Here is a 14,154-nt window from a genome sequence, read left to right on the forward strand (position 1 = left end):
TCGCTATTCTCTTCGTTTCATGCCTTGCCTGCTCAATTTTAGCCTACAACGCAAGCCATTTATGAAATGTCATCAGACCCTAATAGATGTAATTCATTTAATAATGACCGTCAAACGCTAGTGCTTGAAAAAGATCAAGCCTAAACATAAAAAAGGCTCACCGTTGCCAAGTCAGCCTTTAAAAATTGGAGATCTGCATATCAAATAATTCAACCAACAATCTAAAACTAAAATCGCTTCTTGAATTTAAAGAAGCGATTTTAGCTTAGTCCCAGCTCATCAAACTGTATATGCCTAAAATTAGATATATACAACCAATAACTCAGGGCTTAATGGCCGAACAATGCTTTATCTAAAGGAATTTCAATTCCTACAGAAGCACCTGCATCATTGCCATGTACATCAGAATCACTGACCCAGCCATTAATTTTTAATGGCATGGTCGGTTTAATATAATGTGTCCAAGTTAAATCTAATGCTTTAATTTTGTCTTTTTCTGGGAAGGCTAAATTAATTTCATGATCTCCAAATATTCCTGCCGATTGGTTGACTTTGGCATAGATTGCACGTCCAGATAAACGATTCATCACATCAAAGCGAATATTTCCGCCTACAGAAATCATTTCTCCATCACCACCCATTGCATGTCCCAATGGGAAACCATGCTGATAATAGCCATCTCCGTAAACACGGTGGCCATAAGAAATACCTAATGGATCACCATTTGTTGTTGTATCTGCCCATTCAACATAAAGCTGGTATGGCATGTTTTTAAAACTTGAGGAATAGTCAGTACCGGCTAAATACATTTTTTTTGAAGGTAGCATACCTGCTTCATCTTCTCCCACATACTGTCCATAGACACTGACGGGTACATTTAATAGCGTTTGTAAATTTAAACGGGCATCAAAACCTGCGATTTGGTTAGATTTGTCTTCATCACCATTTTCAAAGTTATCATTCCCTTTTATGGCATTCCATAATGAATCCCAATTCTCTGGACGTCCCTCACCACCCCATTGTAAAGTACGTGAAGCGCCTAATTCTAAATAGGGCAATGGTTGTGCTGTTAAACGAAATCCTAGCAGCTTGGCATCTGGAACGGCTTTATAATCATCTAACTGACCAGCAAATGCTTGATATTGCCAAGGACCAATCCAAGACAACCATTTAGATTCAAAAGCTTTTTGTTCAGCACGTTGCGCCGTAAAGCCATAAACTGGACGGCTGGCATCACCACGAATCAAACTACCATCATGACCAGGCCCCCAATATGTTGGGATTTGACCCGCAATAACCCATTGATTCCACAACTTCCCTGCAATGTATGAACCTTCCACATTGACATCTTGACCATTGTCAATGTGCGGATCTTTTTCACCATTAACACGAAGCTTTGCATCCCAGTTTTCGCCGCCCGCATTAAATTCTAATGAACCCACATATTGTGCTTTTGCACTATCCCCAAAAGCTTGAGGAATATTTTTTTGATCAGTTTCGGCAAATAAACCTAATTTTGCAGTTTGATTATCTGCTTTTAATGCATTTTGAATTGAATCAATAACTTTTTGTTGGGTGTTGTTTAATACTTTTGCTTGAGATAAGGCACGTTGAATTTCATCCCCACTCATTGGCCAAGTCGATGTACTGATTTGAATCACACCTTGCTGATTTAACCAGTTCAAATCTGTGCGAAGATCTTCATTATTTAATACAATTCCCTGTGCAAATACAGGTAAAGACATTCCAAGTAATACAGCAGCACAAAGTGATTTTCTTAAATACATGCTCATTTTTCTCAAGTTTGATTTACAACCACACCTTAATTTTTTTATAAGTTTTTTTCAATGGTGAAATTGTGTTATTCATATTTTAAAATTTCATTATCCAAATGAAAAAAGTGCACCGGAGTGCACTCATTTTCTTTTTAATTCAAGCAACAGCGATCATTCAACTTTTAAAACAATCGCCATCTCTAGCTTTTAAATTAAAATACTTTTAAAAATAACCAGAATAAACCACCTGATAAACAAATCGTTGCTGGTAAGGTAAAAATCCATGCGGAAAGAATCGTTTTGACTGTTGCAAAGTTCAATCCCGTTTTATTGGCAACCATGGTGCCTGCAACCGCACTATTGAGTACATGTGTGGTTGAAACAGGTAAACCAAAACCATCTGCGGCAGCAATTGTAGTCATCGCTACAAGTTCAGCCGACATCCCTTGACCATAGGTCATATGATGTTTACCAATACGCTCACCTACTGTCACGACAATACGTTTCCAGCCTACCATTGTTCCTAAGCCAAGTGCCAATGCCACAGCAACTTTTACCCAGTTTGGAATATATTGGAGGAAAGAATCTAAGTTTTTGCGATACTCTTTTACCACTTTGCCCTGAGCTTCATCCATTTTTGGAAGTTGATCCGCTTTATCCAAGCGTTTAAAAGCGGTGGTGCTTAAGTACATATCATTACGCAATGACGATACTTCTGCTTCTGGAATATCTTTTAGATCACCAAATTTTCCAACACGCTCGCCCAAATGATCAGTCAAACTGGCCAATGCAGGAACAACTTCTGGATTCATTTCTTTGGTTTGGATAAATTTAGTAATGGTTACACGCGCTTGTTCATCTGGAATATCGGCATGCTGTGCATAAATTGCCGTCGCAGTTTGACCAGACAATTGTGAGAATGACTGTAAATGCTGTTGGTCTAATCCTCTATTCAACGAATAAGCCAAAGGCACAATACCAATCAAAATCAGCATGATTAAGCCCATACCTTTTTGACCGTCATTTGAACCATGCGCAAAGCTTACACCGGTACAGGTGAAAATCAGAATCGCACGAATCAAAGGTGGTGGTGGTTTATTGCCTTCAGGGGGTTGGAACAACTCAAGTTGTTTCTTAAATATTTTTTTAACAATCAAAAATACAACTGCTGCAAATGCAAAACCAATCAAAGGAGAAAACAGTAATGCTTTACCCACTTTAAGCACTTGATCCATGTCTACACCACTTGCACCCGTTGAAGCGTGCAAAATGTAGTTCATGATGCCTACACCCAAAATTGAGCCAATCAAAGTGTGAGAGCTTGATGCCGGAATACCTAAGAACCACGTGCCTAAATTCCACAGAATCGCCGCAATCAGCATGGCAAAAACCATAGCAAAACCAGCGCCACTGCCTACATTCATGATCAATTCAACAGGAAGTAAGGCAATAATTCCATACGCAACTGCGCCACTGGCAACCATTACCCCAAGAAAGTTACAAAAGCCTGCCCACATGACTGCTACAGGTGCAGGCAATGCATTGGTATAGATCACAGTTGCTACAGCATTGGCTGTATCATGAAAACCATTTACAAACTCAAAACCCAAAGCGATAAATAACGCTGTCGCTAAAAGAATCACTGAATAAAGGCTTAAAGGTGGAACATGTGCTAAATCTGCACTAACTTGCACCCCAATATAAATCAAGGTAGCAATAATGATCGTCAGAAACACCGGCATAAAAAATTTCGGTGTAGGTACATGTACATTCGTCGATTTAGCAGCTTGAGACGATTGTGCAGAATCTGAGACGGGAGGTAAATTCGAATTCATGCAGAAAGTTAGCGAATATTAGAATGCGCTTATTGTTCAATTAAATTGTGACAATTATATGACAAATAGAGGTCATATGAAGTGAAATTTATAATTATTTCACTTCAGTATTTCGCTACACAAGCGACAAAATTAATATTTTTTTTATTTATAATTAGTATCTTACACCAATAAAATCAATACAACTTAAGCAAAATATTATATTTCAGGCTGAAATAATATTTGTAATATTTCAGACCGATTTGAACTATTTATCATTTGGCATTGCCATTTTTCCTGAAATTTATGACAAATTGATGAAAAAACAAACATGCTTTTAAGTTTATTTTTATATATGTTCCAATAAATTCCGTTTACCGAATCTATGCAAGTTTAAGGCCAACAATTTTCCTTTCACTAAAGTACTCTGCCTCATCAATAAATCGTCTTGAATTGCATATGTTAGACAAATAATGTGCAAAAAATAAAGAGATCATCCAAGCAATGTTTTACACGCTTTTTAAAGGCTTGCTCTAATAGATCAAGCAATCGTTTACTTTTCAATTTGTAATGTGCATAAAAAACTCAGCGTTCTGTAAACACTGAGTTTTTTGTTGAAGATCATCCTGAAAGTTGATCTTGAATATAAAGTTAATACTTATGTTTAATTAAAATTATTTCCACTGATAGCCCATAGACACTGCTCCACCAATATTGCTACGGCTGTCAGCAGAAGCACCCATTTTCCAAACGATCTTATTACTGTCCGTAATCGCACTCACCCCGATCGCCACAGCAGTTTCACCGCGATAACCAGAGACACCCGCACTGACCATACTCATACCCGCTTCAGTGGGTTGTGGTAAGTTACCTACCGCCATCGCACCTGCGATACCCGCATAAGTATCGTTACGCAAGTCATCCATGTTTTTATTGGTGTCATAGAAAGCTTGTTCCAGATTACTTACCCGAGTATCTATAGCACCCAAGGCATCCCCGACATTATGGAAAGTTCCCCCAGCGACATTATAGGTGGGTGCGCCAATCGAACCGTCTTTGTTCAGTGTGGAACCGCCACCTAAATGTTGCGCCACACTGCTATTGGTTTGGTGTAATTGTGAACCGTTAATGGCATCCGTAGAGCTTGAGGTAATTTCACCATTTGCTAAACCACTGACTTTATTTGTTGTCCCATCAATCGTGACTTTACCAACATCGACCTTATTCGCTGTAACTTGCTTTGCTGTGACTTGATTCGCAGTAACAGAATTTAACTGTATATCCTCTGCCAAAGCCACTTGATAGTTATTTGAACCATCCGTATTGGTACTACTGTTTACAACAGTGTTCTTACCAGCAGACACGCTGGTTTTAGCGCCAGCAACCTGTCCATGTATTGAAGCAATCGCATCATGTACATTGTCTTTACCTGTATTTCCAATATTACTGGTTTTGATCGTTCCATCTGGATTAACTTTTGCATTTCCACCCAATGCATTTGCAACACTTTCAGCGGTGTCATGCAATTGACTACCATTAACTGCTTGATCAGAATCAGCACTCACCTTACCGTCAGCCAAACCACTGATGGTATTGCTTTGTGAATCAGCTTTAATATTACCCACCGTTACAGACTCAAAACTTACATCATCTTTGGTTGCAACTTGATAATCAGTTGAGCCATCAGCCTTAGTGGTTTTTGTTACTTCAGTATTTTTACCTGCACTTACAGTTTCTGTAGATCCTTTAGCTTCATTGGTTTTAGATATTGCAGCCTTTAATTGTGCAACATTGACCGCATCTGTATCTGCTGTACCCGCTGCTACACCAGTAATTTGACGAGTGATACCCCTTGAGACATCTCCCACGGAAAATGCCGCTGCACTACTTCGCCATGTACTCCCAGTATTGCTAGAACCAAACCCTGTCAATGGATCAAAGCCTGCGATACCGGCCGCAGTATTAGCAACTGAGCCTTTACCAAGAGCAACACTACCTTCCAGTTCGGCACGTGTATCCGTTCCAAGCGCAACTGCATCTTTACTCTTGGCTGATGAATTAAGACCAAGCGCAGTAGCACCATCTCCTTTTGCACTCGCACCAACACCTACTGCTACAGCAAGCGCTCCACTTGCACCATCATTATTATAATTACCCGCTTTGTTACCAGCATCATTGATACTCACATAATGAGTCGTATCCCCTGCACCAGCATAAAGTTTTTCAACCGCTTGATTTGTGGCATATAATTGTGAACCATTAATAGCATCTGTACTGCTTGCACTAATTTCACCTGCAGCTACATTGATGATTTGTCTTTCACCACCGACTTTACCGACACTGACGACACCATTGGCAGCAGAACCCACACCTGCAAAGGCATAATCCTCGCCATTAATCGTCACTTTATCTATAGCAGTTGCTACACGATCTGTGGATGCGTTACCTAAGACCACACTGTTGGCTTGAGTTGTTGTGACATTATTACCCAGGACTTGAGTATTATCTTGAGCAACGTTATTACTTGCACCAATCGCTGTAGAGTTTTTACCAGTTACAGTATTCAAAAAGCCCACTGCGGTAGAAAAATCGGCTTTTGCAGATGCACCTTCACCAATAGCAACTGACGATTCACCACCCGCTAAAGCACGACCTACAGCTAAAGCATTTTTACCCGTCGCACCATCATTGTTATAATTGAGACCTTGAATACCCTCATCATTAACACTGAAATAATGTGTAGTTGTTGCGGCCTGAACGGCTTTAAGTTGTGATAAGTTTACTGCATCAGTATCTTGGCTCGCTGCTGCAACATTGGTAATACGGCGTTCTTTTCCAACCGTCCCCACTGACACTTCACCACCCGTCGCATTGGCTGCGACAATCGTTGTACCTAACGGTACATAAGCAACTTCACTGTTTACATCACGAATCGCCTCGCTATTTGCACCCAAAGCAACACTGTTGCTAACAGTAGCCTTAGCCCCACTGCCTAGACTGGTTGTATCATCTACATTGCTTAGCCCTTGACCCGCTGCTCGACCCAAGGCAACATTACGGTTACCTGTAACTCTTTGTCCAGCTGAATCACCCACTGCACTATTAGAATCACCTTTAACTTCGATACCCGCAGAACGACCTTCAGCGGTATTATTGTTACCTACAACTTCCTGACCTGCATAAGGACCCACTGCACTGTTGAAATTCCCTTTAGTAGAAATACCCGTCATATAGCCTAAAGAATTGTTATAACTGCCTTTTCCGCTGCCGCCTGTTGCATATCCCACTGAAGTATTGTAGCTTCCTGTAACACTTCGGCCGGATAGTAAACCCATTGCTGTATTCCCTTCACCAATGATATCAGTACCTGACCGTACACCAAAAGCTGAATTATTACGCCCATTAACATTACTACCTGATCCTTGTCCAGTCGCAGTATTTGCGGTACCAATCACGTTACTACCTGACATTTTACCCAAAGCAGTGTTACCGCTTCCTTCCACATTACCTCCAGCCGAGTCACCTACAGCAAGGTTACTATCACCAACAACGTTTACACCCGCATTCACTCCCAATCCTGTGTTGTTATTTCCCGTGACATCACGACCAGCGTCATCACCTAAAGCTGTATTTTTTTGGCCTTTGGTATTTTTTCCACTATTCGATCCAACACTGGTATTCCAGCCCCCATCATTGTTGGTACCTGCATTTAGACCAATAGCAATCGCACTCTCACCAGTTGCACTCGCACCTACACCTACTGCTACAGCATTTTTACCTGTTGCCCCATCATTGTTGTAATTATTGCCTTGAGTACCACCATCATTGATACTGACATAATGGGTCGTATCGCCAGCACCTGCATAAAGTTTTTCAACTGCTTGGTTTGTCGCATACAATTGTGAACCGTTAACAGCATCTGTACTGCTTGCACTAATTTCACCTGCAGCAACATTGATAATTTGACGTTCACCACCCACTTTACCCACACTGACGACGCCATTGGCTGCTGAACCCACACCTGCAAAGGCATAATCCTCGCCATTAATTGTCACTTTATCTACAACACTCGCTGCACGATCTGTGGATTCATTTCCTAAAACGACACTGTTGGCTTGAGTCGTTGTGACATTGTTACCGAGGACTTGAGTATTCTCCTGAGCAACCGTGTTTTTATTGCCTAATACAGTTGTATTCTTAGCATTATTCAGTGTATTTTCGTTCCCAAGAACACTATTTTTCTCACCGCCAATAACCGTATTACGAAAACCTGCAGTCAAAGACTTCGTGTTATCAGTGATTTTATTAAATGCCCCAACAGCTGAACTATATTCACTTGCACTTGAAATTTCGTTGGCGACACCCACACCTATAGCACGAGTACCCTGGATTGTATTATTGGCACCTAAAACTGTAGCTCGCTCTCCATCTGCGATATTCCAAACACCAAATGCAGAAGACCATTGACCTTTAGTTTTATTTTCCGCACCGACTGCAATAGAACGATATCCCTCGGCATTGTTATAACTGCCTACTGCAACACCAGAAAAATCTTTTACAGTATTGTTAGCACCTAAAGCTAAAGCGTCATTACCTGTAACATTGTTATTGTGCCCAATTGCAGTACTAGAACTTGCGCTATTACTTAGCGAATTATTGTTACCAATCGCAATACTATTTGCAGCATCGCTGGTGACATTACCAATAGCAATCGCACTCTCACCAGTTGCACTCGCACCCACACCTACAGCAATCGCATTTAGACCTGTTGCTCCATCATTATTATAATTCCCCCCTTGAGTACCACCATCATTGATACTGACATAGTGATCAGCCGCAGCAGCCATACTCGACATAGTCAATGCTGAAATTGCCAATAACGCACCTGCAACAGTTGTTTTAGCAGAAGATCGTTTACCCCGTGTCTTGGATACCTCAGAAATAGCACACCAAGTGCCTAAAGATTCATTCCAAACAATTTTATAGACCTTATTCATGACTTTACCTCACATTTATAATAAATTATGTGATTAAGTTAACACTTAAACTTAAAGTTTCAACATTTTTTTACGCTTGTGCAAAAAAATCATGTATTCCCCTAAATGCATGATTTTTTAGAATGAATTATTTGAATTTTTTTAAATTGTCTAGATCAAAAATCTGTCATCAGGAAGTGTGTCAAGATTGGTACCTTGAAAGTCTACATTCTGATAACATATCGGCTATTTTTAAAATCCGATTTTATTGAGAGTTTTAATGTCCACGCTTACCACGTTAAAAGAGCTTCTTGCCAAACGCATCCTAATTATTGATGGTGCAATGGGAACTATGATCCAACGCCATAAACTGGAAGAAGCTGATTACCGTGGTGAGCGTTTTGCTGACTGGGCATCTGATTTAAAAGGCAACAATGACCTTTTGGTGTTAACTCAGCCACAAATTATTCAAGGCATCCATGAAGCTTACCTAGATGCTGGTGCTGACATTATTGAAACCAATAGCTTTAATGGCACACGGGTTTCAATGTCTGACTATCACATGGAAGATTTAGTCCATGAGATTAACTTTGAAGCAGCCCGTCTTGCCAAAGCTGCTTGTGAAAAATACTCAACCCCTGACAAACCACGTTTTGTCGCCGGTGTATTGGGACCAACATCACGTACCTGCTCTATCTCACCAAATGTGAATGATCCCGCGTTTCGTAACATTACCTTTGATGAACTCAAAGAAAATTATATTGAAGCCACGCATGCTTTAATTGAAGGTGGTGCAGACATCCTTCTCATTGAAACAGTGTTTGATACATTAAACTGTAAAGCAGCAATTTTTGCGGTAAAAGAAGTCTTTAAACAGCTTGGTCGTGAATTACCACTGATGATTTCCGGCACAATTACTGATGCTTCTGGTCGTACCTTAACAGGACAAACTGCAGAAGCATTCTGGAACTCTGTGCGTCACGGCGATTTATTGTCGATTGGATTTAACTGCGCCTTGGGTGCAGATGCCATGCGTCCACATGTCAAAACTGTATCAGATGTTGCCGATGTTTTTGTTTCAGCGCATCCAAACGCTGGCTTACCGAACGCATTTGGTGGCTATGATGAAACACCAGAAGAAACAGCAGCCTTCTTAAAAGAATTTGCTGAAAGTGGTTTGATCAATATCACTGGTGGATGTTGTGGTACAACACCTGACCATATTCGTGCCATTTATAATGCGGTCAAAAACATACCACCGCGTAAAATTCCTGACATCAAGCCTGCATGTCGCCTCAGTGGTTTAGAGCCATTTAATATTTATGACGACTCATTGTTCGTCAATGTCGGTGAACGTACCAATGTCACGGGTTCTAAAAAATTCCTCCGTTTAATCCGTGAAGAAAACTTTGCCGAAGCACTCGATGTTGCATTACAGCAAGTGGTTTCAGGCGCGCAAATCATCGACATCAATATGGATGAAGGAATGCTCGATTCGCAAAATGCGATGGTACATTTCTTAAATCTGGTTGCATCTGAGCCTGAAATTTCTAAAGTGCCAATCATGATTGACTCCTCTAAATGGGAAATCATTGAAGCAGGTTTAAAATGTGTACAAGGTAAACCTGTCGTCAACTCGATTTCCTTAAAAGAAGGTTATGACGAGTTTGTCCATAAAGCACGTTTGTGTCGTCAATATGGTGCAGCTGTCATTGTGATGGCATTTGATGAAACCGGTCAGGCAGATACTGCCGCACGTAAACGTGAAATCTGTAAGCGCTCTTATGATGTGCTCGTGAATGAAATCGGTTTTCCTGCGGAAGACATTATTTTTGACCCGAACGTTTTTGCTGTCGCAACGGGGATTGAAGAACACAATAACTATGCTGTGGACTTTATTGAAGCAACAGGCTGGATTAAACAAAACTTACCACATGCCATGATTTCTGGTGGTGTTTCTAACGTATCATTCTCTTTCCGTGGCAATGAACCTGTTCGTGAAGCCATTCACTCTGTATTCCTTTACTATGCCATCAAACAAGGCATGACCATGGGGATTGTCAATGCGGGTCAGATGGCCATCTATGATGATATTCCTAAAGAACTAAAAGCCGCTGTTGAAGATGTCATTCTTAACCAAAACCAAGGCGAAAGTGGTCAAGATGCAACAGAAAAATTGCTTGAAGTTGCTGAACAGTACCGTGGTCAAAGTGCTGCCCAAAAACAGGTTGAAAACCTTGAATGGCGTAATGAACATGTTGAAAAGCGTCTTGAATATGCGCTAGTCAAAGGGATTACTAGCTTTATCGATGAAGATACTGAAGAAGCCCGTTTAAAGTCTAAACGTCCACTTGATGTGATTGAAGGTCCATTGATGGACGGTATGAATGTGGTCGGTGACTTATTCGGCTCAGGTAAAATGTTCTTACCTCAAGTGGTCAAATCTGCACGGGTGATGAAACAAGCCGTAGCATGGTTAAACCCGTACATTGAAGCTGAAAAATCAGGTAGCCAATCCAAAGGTAAAGTGTTGATGGCGACTGTAAAAGGCGATGTACACGACATTGGTAAAAACATTGTTGGTGTTGTACTTGGGTGTAATGGTTATGACATTGTTGACCTTGGTGTCATGGTGTCTTGTGAGAAAATTTTACAAACTGCGATTGATGAAAAAGTCGATATTATCGGCTTATCAGGTTTGATTACCCCATCGCTTGATGAAATGGTATTTGTTGCAAAAGAAATGCAACGCAAGGGTTTTAAAATCCCACTGTTGATTGGTGGCGCAACCACTTCGAAAGCACATACCGCAGTAAAAATTGATCCGCAATACTCAAATGATGCTGTGATCTATGTTGCCGATGCTTCTCGTGCAGTCGGTGTTGCAACCACCCTACTGTCTCCTGAAATGAAACCTAAATTTGTCGATGAACATCGTGCTGAATACGAAAAAGTACGTGAACGTATTGCCAATAAGCAACCCAAAGCAGCTAAATTGTCGTATACAGATTCCATTGAAAATGGTCTAAAAATTGACTTTGCCGCCAATCCACCCGTAAAACCTAACTTCATTGGTTTGCAAACCTTGACCCATTATCCACTTGATACATTGGTGGAATATTTTGACTGGACGCCATTCTTTATTTCTTGGAGTCTGGCAGGTAAATTCCCGAAAATTTTACAAGATGAGATTGTCGGTGAAGCTGCAACTGATTTATATAATCAAGCTCAGGCAATGCTAAAAGACATTATTGACAATAAACGTTTCGATGCGCGTGCCGTTTTTGGGATTTATCCTGCAAACCGTTCAGCCGCAGACTCTGTTGAGGTCTTTAGCGAAGATGGTCAATCTGTAACCCATACCTTCCAGCATATTCGTCAGCAATCGGATAAAGTCACAGGTAAACCGAATTTGTCTTTGGCTGATTTTGTTGCAACCAAAGCACAAGCCGAAGACTACTTGGGTGGTTTTACCGTTTCAATTTTTGGTGCGGAAGAAATGGCACATGAGTATAAAGCCAAAGGTGATGATTACTCGGCCATTCTTGCTCAGTCATTGGGTGATCGTTTTGCTGAAGCGTTTGCTGAACACTTGCATGAACGTATTCGTAAAGAGTTCTGGGGATATCAGTCAGATGAACAACTCTCTAATGAAGAATTAATCAAAGAGAAGTATGTCGGTATTCGTCCTGCACCGGGCTACCCAGCTTGTCCTGAGCATTCTGAAAAGGCGTCTTTGTTTGATTGGTTAGGCACCACGGATAAGATTGGTACCCAATTGACCAGCAGTTTTGCAATGTGGCCACCATCAAGTGTCAGTGGTTTCTACTATGCCAACCCACAATCTGAATATTTTAACGTAGGTAAAATCGCGTTAGATCAGCTAGAAGATTATGCAAAGCGTAAGAACTGGACTTTGGATGAAGCGAAGCGTTGGTTAGCTCCGAATTTGGATGATTCCGTTTCTTAATTCGAAACCCTTTTATAAAATAAGAGCAAGTCCCTTTTTATTAAAGAGGGACTTGTACATGAATTGGGAGGCTTGATAGATTCCTCCCTTCAAGAAAAAGTTGATTTTAAATCCTTAACAATTTATTAAAAATTTTTTAAGTAATTGAATTTTATAATTATTTAAGAACCCAAAGGATACTTTAATTAACGACTCTAATGCCTACAATAGATCTGCTCGCCATACAGTGAATGATAGAGGTAGCGGTTAGATTTTATTGCAATCATTTTTTCATGTATGATCATTTTATTTGGTCTGTAGAGATAAAACATGTTTGAGATCATTGATGATTTAAAAGCTAAATTAGATCAGCATCGACCTCTTTCATCTACAATTGTCAAAAATCTACACGAAGATCTCATATTACGTTGGACTTACCACTCCAATGCCATTGAAGGTAATACTTTAACCTTGTTAGAAACCAAGGTTGTCCTTGAAGGAATTACGATAGGTGGTAAGGCATTAAGAGAGCATTTTGAAGCGATCAATCATCGTGATGCAATTTTGTATGTTGAAGATATTATCAAAAGACAAGAACCCTTTTCAGAATGGCAAATTCGTAATATTCATCAATTCATCTTAAAAAATATTGATGATGAAAATGCTGGGCGATACCGTCAACAAAATGTCTTAATCTCAGGTGCTACGACTACCCCACCAGACCACACATTGCTCAATGATAAAATGGCTCAGTTTATTGATTGGTATAATCGTGATGCTCATAAATTACATCCGGTTGAACGAGCAGCCAAAGTTCATGCAGACTTTGTAGCGATCCATCCCTTTGTTGATGGAAATGGTCGCACATCTCGCTTATTGATGAACCTTGAATTGCTTAAAGCGGGGTATCCACCAAGTGTAATTACTGTAGAAAATCGATTAGCTTACTATGAAGCTTTAGATCAATGGATGGCGAATGATAATACTGGACCATTTATTCATTTGATTGCTGATGTCGTATTGGATGGGTTTAAACCCTATCAGATGATTTTAGGAATTTAAGAGGGAAACCTTATCCACTATAATCGCTAGGATCATTCAGGATGGAATGACCCAATTATTTACCCTGATCCTGTTCAGACACAAATGCCAATAGATAGATAGCAAGACATTAATTTTAATTGGTCTTTTAGAGATACAAGGCATTTAAATCAAATGCCCCTTGAATCCAAATACCTATTACTTTCTAAAATTAGACAACAAATTATTGGTAATCGACTTATTATTCTCAACAATTCTAGTCTTTTTGGCTTTTGCTGATTGATCTTCAACACGCTCAATTTTGGTTGCTTTTAACTTGCCGTTATTTTCAACAACGATAAATTTAACTCTTTCATTTCGCTTTGGCTCGCCATCTGCAAGCGGAAAATCAGAAATATGAAAGAAAATATCTTGCTCAAGTCCACCAATAAAGCCAAAGCCTCTATCGGCATCGTATTGTTTAATTTTTCCTTGCTGGAATTCAGGCTTCATACATATTACTCATCGCGGTACACAATCGCTGTATTATACCCTGATCTTGATCAATAGATAAAATAGCAAAAAATAGTCTTGCCTCATCTTAATTGCAGCGATAAAAA

The 14,154-nt window shown here is 40.1% G+C and carries 6 protein-coding genes; 2 read left to right on the plus strand and 4 right to left on the minus strand.

All coding sequences use genetic code 11. The annotated features are described in order from the left end of the window. Window positions 1-329: 329 nt before the first annotated feature. The 3 genes from F981_RS14560 to F981_RS14570 all read right to left on the minus strand — a co-directional run bounded on the left by F981_RS14560 (window position 330) and on the right by F981_RS14570 (window position 8,586). Window positions 330-1,787 (minus strand): capsule assembly Wzi family protein, encoded by a 1,458-nt coding sequence (locus F981_RS14560; protein ID WP_004722793.1) that lies wholly within the window; start codon window positions 1,785-1,787, stop codon window positions 330-332. 200 nt (window positions 1,788-1,987) lie between these two features. After that, window positions 1,988-3,610, minus strand: a complete 1,623-nt coding sequence (locus F981_RS14565; RefSeq protein WP_004722795.1) for an inorganic phosphate transporter — start codon at window positions 3,608-3,610, stop codon at window positions 1,988-1,990. Window positions 3,611-4,263: 653 nt separating this feature from the next. After that, window positions 4,264-8,586: a YadA-like family protein gene (locus tag F981_RS14570; protein WP_004722797.1), complete on the minus strand. Its 4,323-nt coding sequence runs from the start codon at window positions 8,584-8,586 to the stop codon at window positions 4,264-4,266. A gap of 259 nt (window positions 8,587-8,845) precedes the next feature. Here F981_RS14570 and metH point away from each other — a divergent pair, with 259 nt between their 5' ends. Both metH and F981_RS14580 read left to right on the plus strand, forming a co-directional pair. Next, the gene (gene metH, locus F981_RS14575; protein ID WP_004722800.1) at window positions 8,846-12,535 is read left to right on the plus strand and encodes a methionine synthase; all 3,690 of its coding nucleotides are present in this window, start codon (window positions 8,846-8,848) and stop codon (window positions 12,533-12,535) included. Window positions 12,536-12,844: 309 nt separating this feature from the next. Then, window positions 12,845-13,576: a Fic family protein gene (locus F981_RS14580; protein ID WP_004722801.1), complete on the plus strand. Its 732-nt coding sequence runs from the start codon at window positions 12,845-12,847 to the stop codon at window positions 13,574-13,576. A gap of 177 nt (window positions 13,577-13,753) precedes the next feature. Here F981_RS14580 and F981_RS14585 read toward each other — a convergent pair whose 3' ends face one another. Further along, a complete protein-coding gene (locus F981_RS14585) occupies window positions 13,754-14,047 on the minus strand; it encodes a cold-shock protein (protein WP_004722802.1) in 294 nt (97 codons plus the stop codon). Window positions 14,048-14,154: the final 107 nt, after the last annotated feature.

It is taken from the genome of Acinetobacter guillouiae CIP 63.46 (assembly GCF_000368145.1).
Taxonomy (GTDB): domain Bacteria; phylum Pseudomonadota; class Gammaproteobacteria; order Pseudomonadales; family Moraxellaceae; genus Acinetobacter; species Acinetobacter guillouiae.

Bases quoted from the DNA above. Each gene is read 5' to 3' on its own strand.
- F981_RS14560 (WP_004722793.1), bottom strand. From the start codon at position 1,787: ATGTATTTAAGAAAATCACTTTGTGCTGCTGTATTACTTGGAATGTCT.
- F981_RS14565 (WP_004722795.1), bottom strand. From the start codon at position 3,610: ATGAATTCGAATTTACCTCCCGTCTCAGATTCTGCACAATCGTCTCAA.
- F981_RS14570 (WP_004722797.1), bottom strand. From the start codon at position 8,586: ATGAATAAGGTCTATAAAATTGTTTGGAATGAATCTTTAGGCACTTGG.
- metH (WP_004722800.1), top strand. From the start codon at position 8,846: ATGTCCACGCTTACCACGTTAAAAGAGCTTCTTGCCAAACGCATCCTA.
- F981_RS14580 (WP_004722801.1), top strand. From the start codon at position 12,845: ATGTTTGAGATCATTGATGATTTAAAAGCTAAATTAGATCAGCATCGA.
- F981_RS14585 (WP_004722802.1), bottom strand. From the start codon at position 14,047: ATGAAGCCTGAATTCCAGCAAGGAAAAATTAAACAATACGATGCCGAT.